We start from the raw sequence: 21,700 nt of genomic DNA, 5'->3' as shown, positions 1-21,700 counted from the left end.
GGCTACGAAGCGCTGCTGCCGTGGAACTGCAAACCCACAACGCCACTTTAAAACGCAAAACCCCACCAGCGGGAGGTGGGGTTTATGGAGCGCTTACTTAGATATCATCGGGCATCATCGAGGAACGACCACATGGATGCAACAATTGCCTATGCTCTCCACAGCGCTCCGATTTTTGTATATGTGATTGACATGAACGCCGAAAAAGAGACATTTCTTGGGCTAACGGTGGACACTTGGACGGTCCTCATCGGCTTGGCTTCCAGTATCACCGCTGCGGTGGCTCTGCTTATGGGTTTCTGGCAGGCAAGAGCAACCCGTCGGCATAATATGTTAATGGTTCGCCCACACTTAGATCACAAACACGTTGAAAACAATGAGCAGGACACGTACCAATTTGAGGTGACTAACGATGGGGTAGGTCCCGCGATTATCAAAAGCGCCCAAATCTTTGTCGACAACCAACCTGTCAACGTTGACGAGGATGTAGTTGTAGGGGCCATCCTCGCATTATTCCCCGGCGTCCACGACGATGACTTTGGGCATGAGTCAGTGGGGATAGAGTCTTATGTAGCTGCCGGGCAGGTGATTTCACTGATGACTATCAAGGTTCCTACCCACCTAAGGGCCGAAGACGTCAGAAATGAGGTTGCACGGCGCACATATATCCTCGCCACGTACGAATCTATATATGGCGAACTATTTAAGTATGACTCGCGAGATTAGATTTCTGCCACAACTAATTCAAATTGGCGACTTTACAGAGAGTCTTATTAAGTTAGAACGCTATTTGCTTTCGGGTACGTCGAAACAATACAGACCAGCCCTAATTCCAAGTGCTAAGTCATCCGGCCAATGAAACAATCAGCGAACATTGGGACCAAGAATGAGCGACATGCAAAAAGCGACCGCCGCCTTGCGACTCGCCAACAAGGTGGTGTTCTTTACAGGTGCAGGAATTTCGGCTGAGAGCGGCATACCAACGTTTCGAGATAAGCTCACAGGGCTCTGGAAAAAATATAATCCTGAGCGCTTAGAGACGGCATCTGCGTTTCGTGAGAACCCGTCTTTGGTCTGGGGCTGGTACCTGTGGCGACGACATCAAGTAAGCCAGAGTCAGCCGAATTCGGCTCATTTCTCAGCCCCCCGCCTTGCCCTTACAGGGCGGCAAGTTGCGGTTATAACCCAGAATATCGACGACTTACACGAACGTGCCGGCTGCGAAGAAATTGTACATCTACATGGAAGCTTGTCGCAGCCGAAGTGTTTTGCATGTCATAGAGGTGCTGAGCTAACCCTCGAAGAGGCCCAGATACCTGAAGAGGGTGCGATGATAGAGCCTCCTCGCTGTAAACGTTGCAACGGTAGGTTAAGACCCGCTGTGGTGTGGTTCAGAGAAAATCTACCTGCGGGCGCGTGGAAAGAAGCGATGAGATTGGTGAAAAATTGCGACGTTTTGATATCAGTTGGGACTTCTGGTGTCGTGATGCCAGCGGCAAACATTCCCGAGATTGCCTTAGCCGCCGGAGCTACGGTAATTCATGTAAATCTTATAGATGTCTCGCTAGGTGGCACTAAAGAATTGATGCTGATTGGTAAAGCGACTGTAGTGCTATCCGAGTTATTGAATTCGATACAGCACCTAGCGGCTCCAGGAAAAGCTTAAAGCTCGTCGCCCCGAGCTCTCCGACGAGGGGCCGGATCCGGGGTTCAATTCGGACGAAGCGAAATACGCAAATGAGCGGTTCTCCAATTGCCAGCGCCAACCGATGACACACGCTCACTTTTACAGTTAGCAATGGTCGCCGTAGAGCGGGTGTTTCGACCTGGCGTCGCTTACAGCAATATCTGCGAAGGAAGTGGCTACTGAGCAAAGTCCTGGGAGATGTTGTTCAAAATCCCAAGTCACGTGCTCCTCACCAATACGATGCAACTCGTCCATACAGCATAAAGTTTCTCTGTGCATGCATGGTAGGAGATTTCATCCAAGATCGGACGGCTCATAGCGCGGGCGATCGGCCGCAGCCAAAAACAAAAAACCGAGCATGAGCTCGGTTCTTATTAAAGGGGCGGTGGTTTAACTACGCCCAGGCAGATGCTATCTGCGCATCAATGATGCGCTTTCTGCGTCGGATGCGCTCGAGCCGTGGCTCAAATCGTTTGTCGACGGTATTTGTGCGGCCGAGAGTGCGAGCGATAGCGAGTCTCACGCTGGGTAGTAGAGCGTGGGGACCTCCCGCGGGTCCTTTTCAAAGCACTCATCTTTAGAAGGTGCCTTCGAGGGCCGGCTTGTCGATTCCGCACCTGGGAAGATGGCAGAGGGGTTGGCAATGCGATGATGCGAATCGCCAAAAAAACAGTGGTTTGCGCTTCACGGAGCCGCTGCAGGAGCGCGCCTCGCGGCGAGGGCTGCAGTCGATCGCCAGCTCGTGGTCGATGTGACGGTGGAGTATCTCGACGCGCTTCGGACTGTTTTAAGTTCCGTAATCTCCGCAAAGTTGCCTGAGAGCTCCAATAAAGGTGGGCGCTTGCGGCCTGACGTCTAGTTTTGGCGAGAGATAAAATGGGGGGCTACCCCGTGTGTTCAGGCGACAACATCTCGCGACCGGCTATTGGTAAGGCCATCCCGGTAAGGCTGCCCAAAAACATTCGCTAGCGTCACAATGCTGCAGATAGTTAGTGCGTAAGCGAACACTTGGATACCCGCCGGTTGGGATGTGTAACCGATCAGAGTATGTAGCACTTTGCTTAGAATGCTGTTGTCCGTTAGCAGCCAGGAGCTATCCCATAATGTATCGCCAAACGAAGGCAACAAGTCAGCGGCAACAAGAAATCCCACGCACTGGCTCGCCATTCCAGCGGCAAGAAGAATGATCAGACCGTTCGTGACTTTGAACAAATGGCGCATTGCAACCCGCAGCAGGCCAAAGTAAATGGCTGCTCCGGCAATTGCACCACTAGCAATACCCAACAAACCACCAGTCAACATCTGCGCTGTTTGGCCTGAATCTCCAGCGACGATCCCATAGAGAAATAGAACTGTTTCGGAGCCTTCCCTTAAGACAGCTACGCCAATGACGACCGCAAGTCCAGTAAGTGGTTTCTGACCACTAGAAACAGCCTGCCCCATCATATTCAATCGCATGGACATTTCACGCCCATGTCTTGCCATCCATATGCTATGCCAAGCCAGCATAAACACGGCAAGCAGCGTAACCGCTGCATTGAATACCTCTTGCCCCATGCCGGAAGCCCACTCGCTGATTTCTTCGGCAAATACAGCGACCAGACATCCACCAAGCACCCCACCAAACGAACCTACGCAAATCCAGAAGCTTCGACGGGGCACACCTTTTGTCGCAGCCAAAACGATGGAAATCACTAATGCCGCTTCAAGGATCTCGCGGAAAACGATGAGTGCTGTGGATAGCATGGGGCGGACTCCGCGGAACTACTTGGCGATCAATTGAGTTTTAGACGCATCTTCGTGGTATTCGTCGTAAAACTCATAAGTGCCTGCTTTTAGCGGGCCAATGAAGAAGCTTGCGGTCTTGCCACCAGCAACTAATTTACCGCCTTTAATATCGTCGCTAGTGAACTCGGCCGTTGTCTGATCTTGATTGTGCAGGGTGATTTTGATCTTGGTGTCTGCCGGTACCGTCAACGGAGCAGGCGTGAATTTATGGTTTTGAACCGTCAGCTCAAACGAATTGTCGGTGGCTGATTGAGCCATCGCGGCGCATGAAGCAAGTACCAGAGCAATTGGCAGGCGAGTAATACGAAATTGCATACGACTGATTCCTTTTCTTATGGTTTTTGAAATATGCACTCCTGCATGTAAAAAAAATGTTGAGCGAGGCTAGTGGAGGTTGGAATTGTTGCCGCCATGGCCAGGACGAGAAGAGACACCCCTAGCGTGCTAGTGGTTTTGCTCTACTCCATTTACTTTGTTTTAAGGAATAACCCTGCGGATGCTCAATGTTACGCAGGTGCCCATCCCCTGCTGACTGGTAACGGTCAGAGCCGCCCCCAGTTGCTCAGCAATGCGCTGGCAATGGGCGAACCCTAGGCCGAACGACTGGCCTTGAACCCGCGCGGTGTCTGCGCGAAAGAACACATTGCCCAACTGCTCAGTCTCGGTTAACGACATGCCAATACCTTCATCGATGACGCGAATGCGGACGGTCTGGTCGTCAAGCACCGCGGCGCCTAGGCTTACCTCGGTACCGCTCTCGCTGTACTTGATGGCGTTATCCAGCAGGTTGCTTAACAGCACCTCCCATTGTTCTGAGGTGCCGGGTACCTGAACATCATGGTTTTCGAGCAGCGTGAGTGATAGGCGAATGCCTCTCTCATGAGCCGTTTTCTGCCAACGTGCAGCTGCTTGCCGCATGCTGTAGGCCAATGCTGTGCTGGTGGTGGCAAAGACCGGGGAGTGGTCCAGTAGGGCCAGATCCAATAGGCCCAGCGAAAGTCGTTTTAACACCTGCATTTCAGCGAGCACATCCCGGCACGTGTCAGCGTAATCCTCAGCACTCCGCGGGTTGGCCAAGATAACTTCCAGAGCTGCGATAACGGCAGCAATCGGGGTTTTTAATTCGTGGGAGGCATTGGCAATGAAAAGCCGCTGACTCTCTAGAAGTCCTTGAACCGACCGCTCCATTTGTCCATAACTGTCGAACAGCAGTTTCTCTTCTGCCGAGTGTGGGGCGAATAGCATCGGTCGGGTGAAGGCTGGGGGCTTGAGGTCACGTAGCTGGCGTGCAAAGCCGCGCAAATTGCGGGTCGAGATGGAAACCACGATAAAACTACTCGCTGCGGTCAATACCAAAATGCCTAGAGCCGCAAACGCGCTGAGTCGTCTCACCTCCGTGATGCCATCCAAAGCCGGTTGAGCATTCAGGGCGACCGAAAGCGTAGCGGTTTGAGTAGCGCCCGGAGGACCTCGCTCAAAACTAATTTTTTGCGCTAGCCAATGCTCGTAGCCCACAACAAGCAAGGTCGGTTTCTCCTCGGCGTCGAGGCCTCGCACCATCGTGCCGTTGAGCTTGTTTCGGAGCGCCGGGGTGGGCCCCTCGCTTTCAAATTGCAGTTCGCTACGGGCGGAACTGCGCAACGCGAAATATATGTTTTGGTCATGGTCCAATTCGGCGGCAAACTCGCCGTTGCGTTGGTAGAGCAACCGATCGCCTTGCGACTGAATCAGCGATTCGATTACGTCTGATTGTGTATCGAGACGATGGCGCAGCTCCTCCAGGCGACTGTTTTCCACCCAGTGGCCAAGCCAGAGAAACCCCACTAGCAGTACCGACGCCTGCACCGCCACTAGGACGATACTAAGCTTGATGTTCAGTGCTAGGTCACGCCACACGCAGGATGAACCCCTTGCCACGCACGGTAGCGATTTCTACATCGGAATGGCTCAACTTGCGTCGTAGGCGGTTGAGGAGCACATCCACACTGTTGCTATCCGGTTCCTGATCAAAGGGGTATAGCAAACTGACAATGGCGTGACGACTCACAACGTGCCCGGCTTTGCCGACCAGTGCCTGTAGCAGGTCGTATTCCTTGCCGGTCAGTTCTACCGGCTGCCCGGCGATAAAAACCTTCAGAGTATTCAGTTCGAGGGTCAGGTTGCCGCAGTCCAGCGTTGATGCACCTCGGGCAACCGAACGGCGATAAAGGGCATTGAGGCGCGAGATTAATTCGACCATCTCGAAAGGCTTGGCCAGGTAATCATCTGCCCCTGTGTCTAAGCCCTGAACACGGTCATCCACTGCGCCCCTGGCCGTGACCATGATGACCGGGACGTTGTTACCCTTGCTGCGCAGGCGCTGCAAAACTTCCAAGCCCGAAAGCTGCGGCAGCATCCAGTCGAGCACCACTACGTCGTATGAGCCGGCCTCGAGAAAGTACCAAGCTTCTTTGCCGTCTGCGCCCCAATCGGCGGTCCAGCCGGCTTCTTCAAGCCCGCGTTTAAGGCTTTTACCTAGTAGCACGTTGTCCTCTGCAATCAGGACTTTCATCACGTTGATCCTTCGTTTTGAGAGCCGCCGCCAGGCATTGATTGCACGTTGGGCCGCCTGTTGCAAGCCAAGCGCCGTGTGAGTTTGCTTCGTTAATAAACGGTTAACTCGAAGGGTCATAGAGTGCTTCGCACTGGCGCATCTACGGCACTAATCCGTCCCCTTGGCGCCGCAACCCGGACAGAACTATGTCAATCACAAAACGTCGTATCAGCTTTATTCTGGTCGCAGGCTTACTGGCTTGCCTGGTGGCCAGCACATTTCTACCCCTGGCCGCCAAGGTGCGATTTGGCCTTGAGTTTCGCGGTGGTTACGAAATTTACTACGTGTTGAGCCCGGCTCAGGGGAAAACCGAACTTTCCCAGAATGACGTACTGCAGACGGTAAATATTCTGCAAAAACGAGCAGACAGCATTGGCATATCTGAACCGGATATCCGCCTGGAAGGGGCCAACCACATTCGCGTCAAACTCGCGGGTCTGACCTCTGCTGAGGAATCACGTTCACTTCTGGGTAGCTCCCAAGGGCTGCCCACGCAACTGACAGAGAAATACACACAAACGGTTGGCAGTGTGCTGGGCAAAACTGCCTTGGCTGAAACCGTGCAGGCGGGTCTCATCGGCATCGCCTGCATATTTCTATTGCTCCTGGGTATCTACCGTGCCGCCGGTTTGCTCGCGGCATTTTGTACCGTTGTCTACCTATGGCTGCTGTTGATTGTTTTCACTGGCAGCGGTGCCACCTTGTCGCTTTCGGCTGTGGTGGCATTTGTGTTGGGGTTGGGCATGGCCGCGGACGCGAGCATTATCTGCTTTGAGCGGGTGCGCGAGGAGCTTGGCGTTGGGCGCAGTATGCGCGAGGCGGTGCGCAACGGTTTTAACGGTTCGTTGGCCACCATTCGCGATGCCAACCTAGTAACAGCGTTAGCGATGATCGCTTTGTTTGTCGCCGGCATCGGGCCTATTCAGGGCTTCGCATTGACAATGCTGGTCAGCATCGTGATCAGCATAGCCACCAACTTTTTCCTGGCTCGTGCGTTGATGCTGTTGTTGGTCGACAGCGGTTGGCTTAAGCCGTCTTGGCTGATTGCTAGGGCAAAGCAACCCGCGGCAAAAGGTACCGTTTTCAACTTCGTCGCAATGGGCAAAGTGGCGGCGCTGGCCTCGGTATTGGTGATTGTGTCTGGCACGCTTTACTACCGGGCCCACGGCCTTAACCTGGATATCGACTTCACTGCCGGCACGGCGTTGGACATTGATGTAGACCGAGCAATCAGCCAGGACGCCGCCACTCAAATCATGTCTGAGGCGGGCACCGTACCGGCCACCGTAGCGGTTGGTGGCGCACAGAATACCCATATCGCTGTGCGATTTGACGAAGTACTTAAACCGGCTGAGCTCAAGCAAGTGATCACCGCGTTTCAAGGTAAATATCACAGCGTCGAGTACGAAGAAAACACGGCCGACCCTGGTGTAGCGCGTGACTTTGCACACCGGGCGATCTATGCCGTGTTCGCCGCTTTCCTTAGCATTGCCGTATACATCGGTCTGCGTTTCTCCTGGGCTATTGCCTTGGCGACCTTGCTGCCAATCGTTCAGGACATCCTGATCGTTTCGGCCATTTTCTCGCTGTTTAAATTCGAGATCGACGTTACCTACATCGCTGCTTTGCTGACCATCATCGGTTATTCGCTGAACGATAAAATTGTGATCTTTGGTCGCATCGTGGAAAACCGGAAAAAGAACGCCGATACCACACCGCAGTCATTGGCAGCGCTCGTCAACCTGAGCATTAGGCAGACGCTTGGCCGCTCGCTTTACACCGTATTGACGGTGGTGATGGCTTCCGCAAGCTTGTACTTTTTTGCTTGCGAGCCCTTGCAGATGTTCGCTTTGGCATTGGTACTAGGATTGATCTCCGGCGCGGCCTCGTCGATCTTTATGTCCAGCGCTCTATGGCTTGCGTTGCAGCAGCGCAAGGCAAGAGATATCTCCCTCAACAGCTCGAAAGAGACGCTCGGTTCCAAGCCGTTCATCGCATCACTTGTGCTTTTCGGCGTAGTGGGTCTGGCGGGTTGGTTCTGGATTCCATCGCAGCCGTCTGTGAGTGGCCAAGCCAGCAATGCGGCAGCGCAAGCTACCAGTCTCGGCGATCTCAGCAGCTTCCGTGCGATTGCCGTGGACACACTGGCCATCGTGGGTGGTGGTGATCTGAAGGCCGCACGCTCGCGGATTACTGACTTAGAAACAGCATGGGACCAGGCAGAAGAAGCACTACAACCGCGTTCTCCGGCCGACTGGACCGCTGTCGACAAAGCCATCGACCGCGCTTTGTCGCAGCTGCGCTCAGGAAAACCCGATGCTGCAGGCTGCGCTCAAGCGCTGGAAACGCTGATCGCTAAAATCGACAGCAAGCAGCCAACTGGCGCCGCATCTGCCGCAATTGCTGCGCCGAGTTCGCTGGGTGACATGCGTCCATTCAAAGTGATCATTGCCGATACAGAGAAACTGTTGGATACCGGTGATACCAAGGGTGCTAGAGCCCGCATAACTGATCTGGAAACCGCCTGGGATAGCGCAGAAGAAAAGATGCGGCCACTCAACGCCAAGGCCTGGACGTCCATAGATAAGTCCTTGGATCGCGCCTTGCGCCAAGTGCGTACCGCCATCCCCGATCTAGCAGCAAGTGCCGAGGCATTAAAAACATTGTCCGCTAAGCTCGACAGCCAGGGGACACCGTAAAGTCGCTCACCTTCAAGGCATAAAAAAACGCCCGCTGAGACAATCAGACGGGCGTTTTTTATTGAGTAGACCTGCTATTTGTCGGAGGCGTAATTGGCCGCAGGCCAGTCCAGCAGATGCTCTGTAAAGCCGTAACTGGCTGCTTGGTAGTAGCCAATGGCGCGCGTGATCAGCGGGTCGTCGGCTGTAACCGTTACCTCATGGCTGGCGCCCAGAGCATCGTCATGGCGCCGCAATACGCCACGCGGACTAAGAATGGCCAAGTCCTTGCCATCGAAGAGGCCTAAATGCTGGTAGTTGCCCAGCACCACGCGCGCAGGGAGGGCGGATGGCTGCAGCAGATCGCGACCAAAGAAGGTGGATTCATAGCCAATATTGAGCAAACCCAACAGCGTCGGCGCTAAATCGATTTGGCTGGCCAGTTGTACTTCTTCTCTAGCGGTTATCAGTTTGGGCGCGTAGATAAATAAGGGAATTTGGTAGTTACGAACCGGGAGATCCTCTTTACCGGCGCTGCCGGCAGTGTGGTCAGCAACAAACACAAAAATAGTGTCGTTAAACCATGGTTTGCTGCGTGCATCCTGCAGAAATTTGCCAATGGCGTAGTCGGTGTACTTCACCGCACCATCGCGACCGGCGCCGGAGGCAATGTCAATGCGCCCATCGGGGTAGGTATAGGGCCGATGATTTGAGGTCGTCATCAGTTGCAGCAGAAACGGCTTCTGTTTGGCGAAGTCTTCGTCTGCCAATTTCAGGGTTTGCCGGTAGAGGTCTTCATCGGCCATGCCCCAGGCGTTTTTAAAGTGGATGTCGGCTTCGTCGACACTGCTTTGGTCCACTACGCGGTAGCCGTTGCCGCTGAAGAACGCATTCATATTGTCGAAGTAGCCACGCCCTCCATACACAAACACGCTGTCATAGCCAACGTGGGCTAGCTGTTGACCGAGGCTGGAAAAACCACTCTCTCGGCCTACACGCTTAACAATCGAACGCCCCGGCGTTGGCGGAATGGACAACGTAATCGCCTCCAAGCCACGATCGGTGCGGGTGCCGGTGGCATAGAAATTATTGAAGTACAGACTTTCCTTGCGCAGTTGGTCGAGGTTGGGGGTAAGACCACCAAGATGCCCATTGCTGCCCATGTACTTGGCACTAAAGCTTTCGATGGTTACCAGGATGACGTTGTGATGCGCTGGGGCAGTGCTCTGTGTGATGCGACGCCGTATATCCAGTGGGTCTTTACCCACGAAACTCACATTGCTTTCAGCGAGCTCGCCACGAATGTGTTGGGCCACCTCACCTTTGGACAATGTGGCGTAGAACTGTTGGTAATCCAGTTCGTTATTACGGAATGCGGCGAAAAATTGGTAGGGCCCGTTACTGGCCAACTCGCGCTGATAAGTGTTGCCGCCGTGGCCGCCCGGGGTGTCTTGATCAACCACCAGCACAATGCCCGTGCCGACGATTAGCAGCGCCGCCAAGGTGGTCAAACGCATGCGCCACGAGGGCAGCGGGGCGCGAAATATCTGGCCGAGCGGTTTATGTAAAGCGATGCAAATAAGCGCGGCGATAACCGCTAGCCCGCTCAGCAGCTTGCCAATGGGATACGACTCCAACAGGTTGTTTAGGACCTCGTCGGAGTACACCAAATAGTCCACGGCGATGAAGTTAAAACGCACGCCGAACTCATCCCAGAACAGCCACTCCGCAACCGCAGTAAACAGCATGACAAATACGCTGAGGGCTACCATTGCTTGGAGAAACCAGCGGTGCCCATGGGATCGCCACAGTGCAGGCGGGCAAAGCAATACATACAGACTCATTGGCAGCAGGGCGTATACCAGAAAACTTAGGTCATAGAGCAACCCGATGCCAAAGACCGTCACAAAACCTGTGCCTGCCTCGGAAAGGTGGGTGCTGAGTAACACGAGTCGGGTAAGAAAGAAGATCAGCAGCCAAAGACCAGTGATCAGTAAAAGAAATCTAAGTGGGGATGACGCGGGCTTACGCATGAACAATTCCTTATCTGCGCTCCTCCCTGATTACGAACACGTGGCCAATGCGTCAGAGCAAACGGAGCATTTCTGCGGAGACGCTTGATGAGTAAAGACCAGGGTGGAGGAGACAAGGGGAATCTATCCGCGCAATTGAAAAAATTTCGTCAAGCGCCGGTAAAAAAACTGCTGAAGGTATAGACGTGCAACACCCTGAAACACGGAGTTTTCTCCCAAACTTAGTGCACGAGACGACGGTTTTTTCACTTCCTGTTGACTTATCGACCACGTCGAATTTCTTAAGATTACCCCCTATTTCAGGCTGGAATCCTTATTGAGGGGGCATCCATGACCACACCGATCAAACTGAAGTTTTCAGAGAAGTACAACAAAGAACATTCGCAGAAATATCTGCAAAAGCATCGCGACGGAATTTTTCGCCGACTATCCCACCTGCGTGAAGAGCACATAGCGCGTCAGGCGCTTGAAGTTGCTGGTAATCCTGGTTTAGTCCTCGACCTACCATCAGGTGCAGGTCGATTTTGGCCACTACTCGCCGAGAAGCTGGGACGGGTCATTATTGGCGCTGATAGTTCCCGCGATATGCTTAATACCGCTTCCCAAGCGCAATCACGCGAGGTGGTCGAGCGGGTGGAATTGTTGCAGACATCTGCATTTGATATTGACCTACCTGAGCATTCGGTCGATTGCATTTTTTGCATGCGTCTTCTCCATCACATTGGTCGCGCAGAAAATCGACAGGCAATGCTTAAAGAGTTTCATCGGGTCACACGCGATACCGTCATCGTCTCACTGTGGGTAGATGGCAATTTCAAATCGTGGCGCCGTAGAAAATTGGAGGCCAAACCCGACCGCAGAGAGGAGTCGATGGACGAGAAAAACCGCTTCGTGATTCCCCAATCTGTGATTGAAGCGGAGTTTGAGCAGGCGGGTTTTGTTATCGTTGATCGAATAGACTTCCTCCCGCTATACGCTATGTGGCGGGTGTACGTCTTACGCGCGGTGGATCAAAAGTAATACGGGGAGCGCGGGGGGTTATTGCAGCGCAGGCGTTCACTTTGGAGGTTGTGGGCTGAACGAGTAAAAAAGATTCGGTTCAGCGACCACGTACAGGCGGCCGTGGGCATCCATCGTTACACCTTCAGGATGGACCTTTGGAGTGAAAACATCCTTGAAACCCTCAAGCAAACTGCGGTAGCTAATGTAGCGTCCGTCACTATCTAGCTCGATCAACAACTTGGATTGCTCACTGAGCAAAATTAAGTGTCCTGTGGTGGGATGGTAATAGACGTCCGCCAAATCCCGCGCAAAAACACCGTCATCTACCCACGATGTGCGATCAATAATCTCAGTGGACAGCCGCCCTTTCAAACTTCGCACCACGCCGCCGATCTCATATAATTGTCGCGGGTCGCGCTCCTTGATAACAAATAGTCGATCACCTATTGGATCGTATGTTACTCCCTCAAACCCTTTGTTTTTGGTGTTGTTATTAATGCCAATGGAAATGAATTGGTCTGCTTCTCGGTGAATGGTTTGTGGCATTTCAGGAAGTTGGATGAAGCTTAAGCGCTGATCAATTTCTTCTGTTACTACGACGCGCCCGCCTCCCAAATAAGCCAACCCCTCTGTATCGACAAATCCCGCAAGCGGATACCGCGCCAGCACATTACCGGAGGTATTCAGCGCAACAATTTGTGCACCTTCTCCGTTGGTAATGACAAGCAGCCGATCCTGGTCATAGTCGTAGGTAATACCTGACAGATCATCCAAAACCCCGGCCAATGGCTTCGCTACTACATCGGGCGAGAATCCAGGAAGCCACAAGCCTCGCCGTTCTGCGGCTGGGTTGCTCCAGCGTTGCTTGACGGTTTGGTAAAGCTGCTGATGCCAGTAAAATCGGGACGATTCAAAAACCAAAATTCCGCCAATCAGCACGCTCAATCCGAATAGTGAAAGCCGCCACCGTTGCAGCTTGTTTCTCCGCAAAGCCATGTCCGGACTCATATGAACGGTCATAGGGCACACATCGAAATCGTCAAAGCGGATACTTCCAGCTGAAGGAATAGACTTGTTCCGGCACTGCAGCCTGGCAGTTGTGGTTGTCCGCGTCCGAATCCACTATGTACCACTCGGCCCTAGAGGTAATACCGACTTTTCGGGCTTTTTCCGGGTTGTAGCAACGGGCCATATCGCTAGCCGGAACAAGGGCGAATGCATCGTGATGACTGCGTAACCACACGACAGACTGTTCCAGAGCATTGCTGCGAACGAACCCAAAATGAATGAGGGGCTGCCTGGCAAAAAGCCAATGGCCTTCCCGCCACCCCACCATTACAAGTTCGGCGTTGCCGGTCAGCCGTGCCACCTCGTGCATGATGGTTTCGTGGGGGTTCGGTCCGTCTTTGTGAGGCTCTAGCATTCCACGTATAAACCATGCGCATAGCCACACGCCGGTCAAGCCGGCTACCACCGCTTTACCTCTCGGACGATTGCGCAACCAGCGCTTCAGCATCCATGGAACAAGTGGAGCCACAAGCAAAATTAGTCCTGGGACGGCGGGGAAGATGTATAGCTTGCGTTTGCCGCTGCTCAAGCTGAAAAACAGTAGAGCTAATAGCACCCAGCCCAGCAACACCAATACTCGACCATCGTGCTTACGCAATTGCTTGCGCCACGCAGGTACCAGCCAGGGCAGCATTAAAAATATTGGTAGCCAGTATTTGGGAATGACCTTAACGAAGAAATACCAGAAGGGCTCCTTGTGGGCCCAGGCGTTGGCATAACGTTCAGCCGTTTGCTTAAGCAGGATTTCTTGGGCGTATGCCAGGCTGTCGGCGCTGCCTTTCAGCACTATCACGATCAGGGGGCCAAGCCATATCGCTACGGCCATAAGCGCGACCGGAAGCCCCAACCACCAGGCGCAGGCCTTGCCTGGCATAGGCACCACACCCTTCCAGTTTTTACGTGCTGCATAGAAGTAGGGAATCAGCATCAGCGCCGGCACAAACCCCACGCCTTTACTAATGATGCCCAACCCCATCGCTGCGCAGGCGATGTAGTACCAGCGCCAGGCTGGCCCGATGAGAAGGTGCCGACCTAAACCGTAGACGGCGAGAATTACCCACAAGGCCAGGAAACCATCGATCTGTCCGGTACGTAAGATGCTGTAGGTTTGATAGGTTGAGAGAAATAGAAGACCGGCAATCACACCTACTCGGCGTCCCCAAAGGCGCCGTCCTAGGTCGTACAAACAGGCAGTAGTCACCGCGCCGGCGAGCAAAGCTGGTAGATACAACGCAACTTTGGGAAAGGTTGTGAGCTTCACAAATAATGCTACTGCCCACATGAACAGTGGCGGCTTATCCGCGTAAATTTCGCCGGCGCGGTGGGGAATAAACCAAGAGCCGTTTTGCAGCATTTCTAGCGCTACGCCTAGAAAGCGCTCCTCATCAACGTTCAGCGGTTGTCGCCAACCAAGGCCTGCTCCCACTAAAAGCAGTGCCAAAGTCACAAGACACCACAACTCCATTCGCGCAGAAGACAGTCGTATCCGCACTGTGTCAGTCCTTACTCTCAGAGTCGGCGCTTTCCTGCCCGCGAAGCTTGGCGATCAGCTGTAGATTTCGCAGGTAGACGATGAAACCAAAAGACTGGCCGGCTATAAAAACGGGGTCTTGTCGGTAGATGGCGTAAGCCAGCAATAGCGCGCTGCCTACAATGCTCAGGTACCAGAAAGCCACCGGTATTACGCTGCGTTTTTTGTATTCGCTGTACAGCCACTGCAAAACGAAGCGCCCCGTAAACGCGAGTTGGCCAGCAAAACCAATGGCCAACCACAACGACTCTCTGCCCATATCAAACCTCGGTTTCTAATGCGATGGCGTCCAAGCGCGTGCGGCGAATAAGCCACCAAACACCGAAAAGATCGACTATTCCTACAAGGGCTCGATCTAGATTGCCGTAGTTGGAAACACCAGCGCCGCGTTCACGATGATTGACGGGATGCACCAACATACGCCCGTTATGACGACGAATTAAGGCAGGAATGAAGCGGTGCATATGGTCGAAGTAAGGCAAGCGTAAAAACGCTTCGCGTTCTATCAGCTTGATACCGCAACCGGTATCAGGTGTTTGATCTTTGAGTAAGCTGGCACGCAGCTTGTTTGCGAAGCGCGAGGCCCACCGCTTGCTCGCGGTATCGCGCCGGTTTACACGATGCCCGGCTACGAGTTTCACTCCGCCGAGCTTGCCCTCCGAACCTCGCACCAACTCAAGCATTTTTGGCAGGTCAGCGGGGTCGTTTTGCCCGTCGCCATCCAGCGTTGCCAACCAATGGCCACGAGCAGCCTCGGCGGCATGATAGATAGACGTGCTCTGCCCTAATGAGCGCGCGTGGCTGAGCATACGAAGTTGGGCATAGCCAGCAGCTTTCAGTGCTTGTAGCTCAGCGGCCGTGCTGTCAGTGCTGCCGTCGTCCACAACGATGACTTCAAAGCGCTCTTTGGCAAGGGCCGTCCGGACTTCTTCCAGTAAGGGGGCGATGTTGCCGGCTTCATTTTTAGCGGGAATCAAGACCGAGACATAAGGCGTTTCGTGCATCGGATTTCCTTACTAAGTGCAGGTTGTGTGGACGACTAAACGCCGTAGTAGGCGCGGTACCAGTCGACGAAAGCGCGCACGCCGCTGGCTACAGTCACCTGCGGGCGGAAATTGATACGCGCTTCTAAATCTCTGGTGTCCGCCCAGGTATTGATAACTTCGCCTGGTTGAAGAGGTAAGTAATTTCGAGTGGCGCTGATACCCAACGCTGATTCGATGTTGTCGACGAAGTCCAGGAGCTTGACCGGGGCGCCCAGGCCGATGTTGAACACAGTGTTTGGCGTACCATTTTCAGAAGCCGGAGGAAGGGGGAGCAGCCGAGTTAGGCTTTCGACGATATCGTCGATGTAGGTGAAATCTCGCGACATGTCGCCGTCGTTGTAAACGTCAATCGGGCGACCGTTAAGGATGGCGTCAGTAAACTTGAACAGCGCCATATCTGGGCGCCCCCATGGCCCGTAGACGGTAAAAAAACGAAGCCCGGTGATTGGGATGTTGTATAGGTGTGAATATGTGTGGGCCATTAATTCATTCGCCCGCTTGGTAGCCGCGTAAAACGAAACCGGTCGATCTGCCTTGTCCGTGGTGGCATAGGGCATCGCAGTACTCAACCCATATACCGAGCTGCTGGAGGCATAGATTAAGTGACGAGGGACAAAGGCTCGACAGGCCTCAAGGACGTTCAGGAACCCAATCAGATTGGATTGGGCATAGCTGTCCGGATTGTCGATTGAGTAACGCACGCCGGCTTGGGCGGCCAGGTGGATAACCTGGTCGAATGCTCCGCCCACGAAGAGTCCGAGTAGGGCCGGTTTATCCGCTACATCCAAGAGACAAAACTGAAAGTTAGGATACGTCTCCAGCTGAGCGAGACGGTCTCGTTTCAGCTCCACGCTGTAATAGCTATTGAGGTTATCGACTCCGATAACCTGATGGCCTTCTTCGCATAACCGTTTTGCCGTATGAAAACCAATAAATCCTGCAGCACCAGTGAGCAAAACTCTCATGGGTGCACCTGTTGATGCAGGCCCCGGCCTATCGCGTAATAGCAGAATCCCGCCTGGGCAAGCGCCTCGGGCTCATACAAATTCCGACCGTCAAACACCACCAAATCGGTCAAGTGATGACGTAAAAGCTCTAGATCCAGCACTCGAAAGTCTTGCCACTCGGTGACCACGATCAACGCGTCCGCGCCGTGTAGGGCCTGTTCTTTACTGTCAGCTAGTACTAGGTCATATCCGAAGATATGACGTGCCTCTTTCATTGCCTGCGGGTCGTAGGCCACCACATTTGCGCCCGCCTGCCACAACTCACGCAACAGTACTTGGCTGGGCGCCTCGCGCATATCATCAGTATTAGGTTTGAACGCCAGACCCCAGAGCGCAAAATTTTTCCCCGAGAGTCGACCGTTGTAGTGTCGATCGATCTTTTCAAACAGCCGATGTTTTTGCGCGGCATTGATGTCTTCGACCGCTTTCATTAAGGGCGTGGGCGAACCCATGTCATCAGCTGCTTTGCGCAGGGCACTGATGTCTTTTGGGAAGCATGAACCGCCGAAACCGCAACCTGGATAGATAAAGTCGTAGCCGATCCGAGGGTCCGAGCCGATACCCTTGCGTACCATCTCAATATCGGCACCCAAGTGCTCGGCCAACAATGCCATTTCGTTAATAAAGGAGATTTTAGTCGCCAGCATGCAGTTCGCGGCGTACTTGCTGAGCTCGGCGCTACGCGAATCCATCACAATGAATTTTTCACGGCTGCGGCTAAAGGGCTTGTAGAGCGTACGCAGAAGCGCAACCACTTCTTCATCGTCAGTACCTACGATTATTCGCTCAGGTCGCATGCAGTCGGCGACCGCAGACCCTTCTTTGAGAAACTCAGGGTTGCTAGCGACCCGAAAACTTACTTTTGCCTCGTTACCGCCGATCGCCCGCAAGTGCGCCTCAATGCGAGCCACTGTTCCTACCGGAGATGTTGACTTGTTGACCAGTGTTTTCGCGGATTGGGCGTGTTTTGCGATGCTGTCTACCACCGAAAACAGCTGGCTCATATCCGCACTGCCATCTTGAAGAGGTGGAGTGCCCACGGCGATAAAAATAAGGTCCGAAAAGTCGACCGCTACCTTTGCATCAGTTGTAAATCGCAAGCGATTTGCAGCCAAATTCTTGCGCAGAAGTGGCTCAAGGTTTTGTTCGAAGAGAGGAGAGAGTCCCGAATTGAGCTGGTCGACGCGCAGTGCGTCAATATCGACACAGCAGACCTGATGGCCTACTTCCGACAGACAAGTGGCTTGAGTCAAACCGACATAGCCGCTGCCGAAAACGGTCACTTTCATGGGCTGCCCTGCTTCTGAGTGTGTTCTTTTTCTTACCTGACAACGGTTATATCAACCGGACATGAAAATTTTATGAGGGGACGATTGGCGTTTGCACATCTCCCCCTAGGCGTTGCTCTCAGCATTCCACCGACCGGCCGACGCTGTGTAAAAACGTTTTCAAGGTTAGCAAAGATCACAAGTCGCGCAGAAAAATGCGTTTCTACGCAAAATCCTTATCTGCTGACCTACCGATAAATTTCAGATTCCACGTAGACGCGCGCACTTCAATTTTGGCTCGGCGTTTTTATACACTCTGGGCCAGAAGCTGTCAGTGAACGGCTAGTGGCATAAAGGTTTTGGCTTCGCTCAAGCGCAGGGCTTCATCGAAACTCAGGGGGGCGGCCGGGCTCGGCAATGCCAGCGCGGTTGCCACCAAGGCAGCCGTGACGGGCCAACCTGAGCAATAGCGTGTGAAGTACATGGTTATGATCCCTGTGATGATCCTGCTCGCCGCTCAAACGCGTGCGCAGGCTAACCACCCCACAATGGGCAGGGCGGAACTCAGCTAGTAACAGGGATTAAACGCGGGGAGGTCGCCACACCCCGGAAGGGGCCTGGGCAGGTGCGAAGTCGTTGGAAAAAGAAACCCCAACAGGGCTGGACGAGGTGATAGGCGGCTTTACGAAAGACAACTGCAACAGGGTGGCGGTCTTGCATTCCTGGCCAGATTTGCAGGGTTTGCCATGCTCGGAAGGGTTGCCCAGATCTTGGCAACAGTCTTGACTCATATCCCCCACCATTTCCATGCCCGCCGCTTTCATCGGGCATGGTTCCGTCGCTTCGGCGAGACCCGCTATCCCGCTTAGGGGAAGCGTCAGGCTGAGCAGCACAATTAGGCAAGAGCGAAGGTAACGTTTCATGCCAGCTAGTCTAGCCAGAGATGGAGGGCCCAACAATGATCGCTTTAAGTGGGTATTCCAAGTAGCACGCATCGTCATCACTAAAAATCTGACACGGCTCTCTTCTCGCTACATTCGCCGCTATTGCCAAGGAGGACAGTGGAAAGGACAGCTGCTCTGGGGCAAACATCCATCCAAGCTCCGGCTACACATAACGCAGGTGGTCGATCCCCATCGTGACGATGGCCAGCCACTTGATCAGGTCTAAGCACACCGTTGCGCCCATGCCGATTTTTTGTGTCGTCTGCTGCCTCACGCACTCAAACCGATCCAGCCGTTTATGCCGACGTATATACCCACGCCGATAATCAGCAAGCTGGAGAGATAAGGCGCGCGGCGGGCCACTGTGCTCAACCAAGGCCAGCGATTGGACGCCTGACGGGCGCCAATTGCAGCAGCGGCGCCCACAGTTACCAGGGTTAGCGCTAGCCCCAAGCTAAAGCACAGCACCAGCACTGCGCCGAGGCTGACTGCTTTCACTTGTAAGCAAAGCAATAAAACCGTGATGGCGGCCGGACAAGGAATCAGGCCACCGGTCAAACCAAAAACGATGATCTGACCGGTAGTGACCTCACGGTTAGTGAAGCGTTTACGAATGTCGTTGGCGTGTGCCTTTTCATGGGCATCCTGATAGCCGTCGCCGCCAAGCTCCAGTTCAAAATGATCATGGCCATGGCTGTGCTCGGCATAGTCCAGATCATAATCATGACTATGACCGGTCTGCCCCAAGCTCAGGCGTACGCTGAACTCATGGGGTTCGGGGATAGCGTCGATTGATTGAAGAAATCCACGCTGCTCAGCAAAGGCGAAGTTCTGGCTGGTTCCATCCGCGCGAGTGGTGGTGACGCTGACGTCGGAGGCGACCCACGGAGAGCCGTTCAACGATTTAAGTCTCCAGTGCGGTGGCATGCCATGCTCAAAAATCGACAGCTCCACCTGGCCATGACCTGTATCCACTAACCGCGTTTCATCATGGCCGTGATGATCGTGCGCAGTCTCTAAGCGAAACATTTGTTCGCCGCGCCAAGTGCGCCAGAGCATCCACAAAGCAATGGCGATAATCAACGCTGCCGAGGCAAGCTGAAAGTAGGGTTCGGTGGTTTCTGCATCGAGACCTTGCCCGAGGTACATGCCCCCGACAGCCACCAGCCAAACCACAGCGGTATGGGATAGCGTGGCAGCCAGACCGAGCAGAACAGCCTGTTTTACCGAACCACGAATGGCGACGATAAAAGCGGCCATCATCGTTTTCGAATGTCCTGGCTCCAAGCCGTGCAAAGCCCCCAACAAGATGGCGCTCGGGAAATACAGCCACGCGTGAGCGCCGCCTTGTTGCAGCAGTTCTGCGAAATTGGGCATGTCGACCTACAGGTATTTGGTGATTTGCTTAAAGGCTTCCAGAGGGCCACGTTCGCCTTTGTTTAAGGCCTCAACCGTGTCCTCCAAGCAGTGGTCGATGTGATCTTGAATAAGTGTGCGCTTGGCTTGGCAAACGGCCTTTTCAACCGCGTGCAGTTGCTGGGCAATGTCCACACACTCGCGGCCTTCTTCGATCATCGTGATGATGCTGCGCAGGTGCCCATCAGCCCGTTTCAGGCGCTTGATGATTGCGTCATGACTTTGATGGATATGGTCATGGCCATGCGTATGTTCGGTCATGCTTGAGCCTCGTCGGCCAATGAATTACGCTTAAATCCTATCCCCCTAGGGGGGATGTAGTCAAAGAACTATTTTTTTAATAGACGATGGCCTTGTTGGGGCATCGAGAGTGGATATGCACGGTAATAGCAGGCCAACCCTATTGGTAATTGCCCTGGCTCTAGCCTTTTTCACTGCTTGGGCCGGGCATACCTATCTTGGCCTTGAGCACGCTGCTACAACCTTCCTGGGAGATTGCATCTACCACCGCCCAGAGCCATCACGATCACTGGGGAGACCATACCCACATGTTGATGATCGACGATCATCAACATGATGTTTCCATCCTAGATACGGCCCTCGGCATGCCGTAGCACATTGAGCGTTCACCCCGTCTGGACGCAGTGCCTACCGTGTTTTTCTGCGCTTTAGGGGGTGAGCTCGGGCGTAATTTTTGCGGACAGCACCTTGCTCATATAGCGAGCCGAGCCTAGGCAGAGGCCTTTGAACTGCTCAGTTTGCGAAATTAGCTTGGGCTCGGAACCGCGCTCCCTTACCTCATATCCAAAGCGCTCAAAAAAACCTGACGCCGTAGTCGGGAGCAGGTGCAGTCGAGTAATTCCCTGCTCGGCGGCGATCACTTCAATTAGCTGAAGCGTTGCCACCCCCATCCCTTTCGACCGATGGGCCGTCTCGACTACCAGGGATAGCAGCAGACCGTCAGCGCCGTAATTCTCAAACCCACCCCATCCGACTGTCTGACCGTCCCGCTGGAACTCAAAAAAGGTGCGGCCCGGGAGCTCAATATCGTCCAAGGGCAAATTGGTGGATTTCAACGCGTCTCGAAAACGCGGCCATTGCCCGTGGTCAACTGGTATTGCCTGGATTGTCACACCGCCTCCTTAACCCGTTTCCCTAGCACCTCGCTGGCGCGAGACGACGTTCACTGCACGATGTTCGCTTTACTGAATATCCGCAAATTCATATATTCGTTTATCCATATGTTAGTGGAACACGGAGAATCTATGACAGAACTCATGACCCCCACCGCATTGTTCAAGTGCCTGGCGGATGACACTCGCACCAAGATCACACTCCTCGTTGTGAGTGAGGGAGAGCTGTGTGTATGCGAGTTAACAGCCGCTCTCGACCTGAGTCAGCCCAAGATTTCACGCCATCTGGCGTTACTTCGCTCAGCCGGTTTGTTGATGGATCGCCGCCAAGGTCAGTGGGTTTACTACCGACTGCATCCTGAACTACCTGCGTGGGTGACTGCCGTTTTAAAAGACGTTGTGGACGCCAATCAGCACTGGCTTCAGACCGAGGCCAAGCGCTTATGCAGCATGGATGGTCGTCCTAGCAGTCGAGCTGTCTGCAACTGATTCACGTCCTATCTGGA

The 21,700-nt window shown here is 53.8% G+C and carries 21 protein-coding genes; 5 read left to right on the top strand and 16 right to left on the bottom strand.

Annotated elements, in window-relative coordinates:
* Window positions 1-132: 132 nt before the first annotated feature.
* A complete protein-coding gene (locus PKE98_RS19375; RefSeq protein WP_271196961.1) occupies window positions 133-726 on the top strand; it encodes a DUF8453 domain-containing protein in 594 nt (197 codons plus the stop codon).
* A 160-nt stretch (window positions 727-886) separates the two neighbouring features.
* The gene (locus PKE98_RS19370) at window positions 887-1,666 is read left to right on the top strand and encodes an SIR2 family NAD-dependent protein deacylase (protein WP_271196960.1); all 780 of its coding nucleotides are present in this window, start codon (window positions 887-889) and stop codon (window positions 1,664-1,666) included.
* Window positions 1,667-2,584: 918 nt separating this feature from the next.
* Here PKE98_RS19370 and PKE98_RS19365 read toward each other — a convergent pair.
* The 4 genes from PKE98_RS19365 to PKE98_RS19350 form a co-directional block, all read right to left on the bottom strand.
* Entirely contained in the window at window positions 2,585-3,433 is an 849-nt protein-coding gene (locus PKE98_RS19365) for an FTR1 family iron permease (protein WP_271196959.1), read from the bottom strand.
* Window positions 3,434-3,451: 18 nt separating this feature from the next.
* A complete protein-coding gene (locus PKE98_RS19360) occupies window positions 3,452-3,790 on the bottom strand; it encodes a cupredoxin domain-containing protein (protein ID WP_271196958.1) in 339 nt (112 codons plus the stop codon).
* Between the two features lie 162 nt (window positions 3,791-3,952).
* The gene (locus PKE98_RS19355; RefSeq protein ID WP_271196957.1) at window positions 3,953-5,371 is read right to left on the bottom strand and encodes a sensor histidine kinase; all 1,419 of its coding nucleotides are present in this window, start codon (window positions 5,369-5,371) and stop codon (window positions 3,953-3,955) included.
* On the bottom strand, window positions 5,361-6,146 hold the full coding sequence (locus PKE98_RS19350; RefSeq protein WP_271196956.1) for a response regulator transcription factor: 786 nt from the start codon (window positions 6,144-6,146) through the stop codon (window positions 5,361-5,363). The genes PKE98_RS19355 and PKE98_RS19350 overlap by 11 nt, the downstream gene beginning before the upstream one ends.
* Window positions 6,147-6,214: 68 nt before the next feature.
* Between PKE98_RS19350 and secF the strand changes: the two genes are divergently transcribed.
* Window positions 6,215-8,767, top strand: a complete 2,553-nt coding sequence (gene secF, locus PKE98_RS19345) for a protein translocase subunit SecF (RefSeq protein ID WP_271196955.1) — start codon at window positions 6,215-6,217, stop codon at window positions 8,765-8,767.
* A gap of 74 nt (window positions 8,768-8,841) precedes the next feature.
* Here the strand turns inward: secF and PKE98_RS19340 are convergent, their stop codons facing one another.
* Window positions 8,842-10,779 carry an LTA synthase family protein gene (locus PKE98_RS19340; protein WP_271196954.1) on the bottom strand — a complete coding sequence of 646 codons (1,938 nt, stop codon included), beginning with the start codon at window positions 10,777-10,779 and terminating at the stop codon, window positions 8,842-8,844.
* Window positions 10,780-11,109: 330 nt separating this feature from the next.
* On the opposite strand from PKE98_RS19340, the gene PKE98_RS19335 reads away from it, so the two are divergent.
* Window positions 11,110-11,799 (top strand): class I SAM-dependent methyltransferase, encoded by a 690-nt coding sequence (locus tag PKE98_RS19335; protein WP_271196953.1) that lies wholly within the window; start codon window positions 11,110-11,112, stop codon window positions 11,797-11,799.
* 36 nt (window positions 11,800-11,835) lie between these two features.
* On the opposite strand, the gene PKE98_RS19330 is transcribed toward PKE98_RS19335, so the two are convergent.
* From PKE98_RS19330 to arsN2, 11 genes are all read right to left on the bottom strand, one after another.
* Window positions 11,836-12,801, bottom strand: a complete 966-nt coding sequence (locus PKE98_RS19330) for an SdiA-regulated domain-containing protein (RefSeq protein ID WP_271196952.1) — start codon at window positions 12,799-12,801, stop codon at window positions 11,836-11,838.
* A gap of 19 nt (window positions 12,802-12,820) precedes the next feature.
* The gene (locus PKE98_RS19325) at window positions 12,821-14,314 is read right to left on the bottom strand and encodes an ArnT family glycosyltransferase (RefSeq protein WP_271196966.1); all 1,494 of its coding nucleotides are present in this window, start codon (window positions 14,312-14,314) and stop codon (window positions 12,821-12,823) included.
* Window positions 14,315-14,345: 31 nt separating this feature from the next.
* Window positions 14,346-14,639: a lipid-A-disaccharide synthase N-terminal domain-containing protein gene (locus tag PKE98_RS19320; RefSeq protein WP_271196951.1), complete on the bottom strand. Its 294-nt coding sequence runs from the start codon at window positions 14,637-14,639 to the stop codon at window positions 14,346-14,348.
* A gap of 1 nt (window position 14,640) precedes the next feature.
* On the bottom strand, window positions 14,641-15,384 hold the full coding sequence (locus PKE98_RS19315; RefSeq protein ID WP_271196950.1) for a glycosyltransferase family 2 protein: 744 nt from the start codon (window positions 15,382-15,384) through the stop codon (window positions 14,641-14,643).
* 35 nt (window positions 15,385-15,419) lie between these two features.
* On the bottom strand, window positions 15,420-16,391 hold the full coding sequence (locus PKE98_RS19310; RefSeq protein WP_271196949.1) for an NAD-dependent epimerase/dehydratase family protein: 972 nt from the start codon (window positions 16,389-16,391) through the stop codon (window positions 15,420-15,422).
* Window positions 16,388-17,722, bottom strand: coding sequence for a UDP-glucose dehydrogenase family protein (locus PKE98_RS19305; RefSeq protein ID WP_271196948.1), 1,335 nt, complete (start codon window positions 17,720-17,722; stop codon window positions 16,388-16,390). The genes PKE98_RS19310 and PKE98_RS19305 overlap by 4 nt, the downstream gene beginning before the upstream one ends.
* 310 nt (window positions 17,723-18,032) lie before the next feature.
* Window positions 18,033-18,185: a hypothetical protein gene (locus tag PKE98_RS19300; protein ID WP_271196947.1), complete on the bottom strand. Its 153-nt coding sequence runs from the start codon at window positions 18,183-18,185 to the stop codon at window positions 18,033-18,035.
* A gap of 97 nt (window positions 18,186-18,282) precedes the next feature.
* Window positions 18,283-18,624, bottom strand: coding sequence for a hypothetical protein (locus PKE98_RS19295; protein WP_271196946.1), 342 nt, complete (start codon window positions 18,622-18,624; stop codon window positions 18,283-18,285).
* Between the two features lie 291 nt (window positions 18,625-18,915).
* Window positions 18,916-20,022: a nickel/cobalt efflux transporter gene (locus PKE98_RS19290; protein ID WP_271196945.1), complete on the bottom strand. Its 1,107-nt coding sequence runs from the start codon at window positions 20,020-20,022 to the stop codon at window positions 18,916-18,918.
* Window positions 20,023-20,028: 6 nt separating this feature from the next.
* Complete coding sequence (locus PKE98_RS19285) at window positions 20,029-20,322, bottom strand: metal-sensing transcriptional repressor (protein WP_271196944.1); 294 nt, start codon at window positions 20,320-20,322, stop codon at window positions 20,029-20,031.
* A gap of 407 nt (window positions 20,323-20,729) precedes the next feature.
* Window positions 20,730-21,194 (bottom strand): arsenic resistance N-acetyltransferase ArsN2, encoded by a 465-nt coding sequence (gene arsN2 / locus PKE98_RS19280; protein ID WP_271196943.1) that lies wholly within the window; start codon window positions 21,192-21,194, stop codon window positions 20,730-20,732.
* A gap of 132 nt (window positions 21,195-21,326) precedes the next feature.
* Between arsN2 and PKE98_RS19275 the strand changes: the two genes are divergently transcribed.
* On the top strand, window positions 21,327-21,683 hold the full coding sequence (locus tag PKE98_RS19275; protein WP_271196942.1) for a metalloregulator ArsR/SmtB family transcription factor: 357 nt from the start codon (window positions 21,327-21,329) through the stop codon (window positions 21,681-21,683).
* Window positions 21,684-21,700: the final 17 nt, after the last annotated feature.

This window comes from Pseudomonas turukhanskensis, assembly GCF_027922365.1.
GTDB classification, from domain to species: Bacteria; Pseudomonadota; Gammaproteobacteria; order Pseudomonadales; family Pseudomonadaceae; genus Aquipseudomonas; species Aquipseudomonas turukhanskensis.
This window is presented reverse-complemented; position numbering and strand designations above follow the sequence as displayed.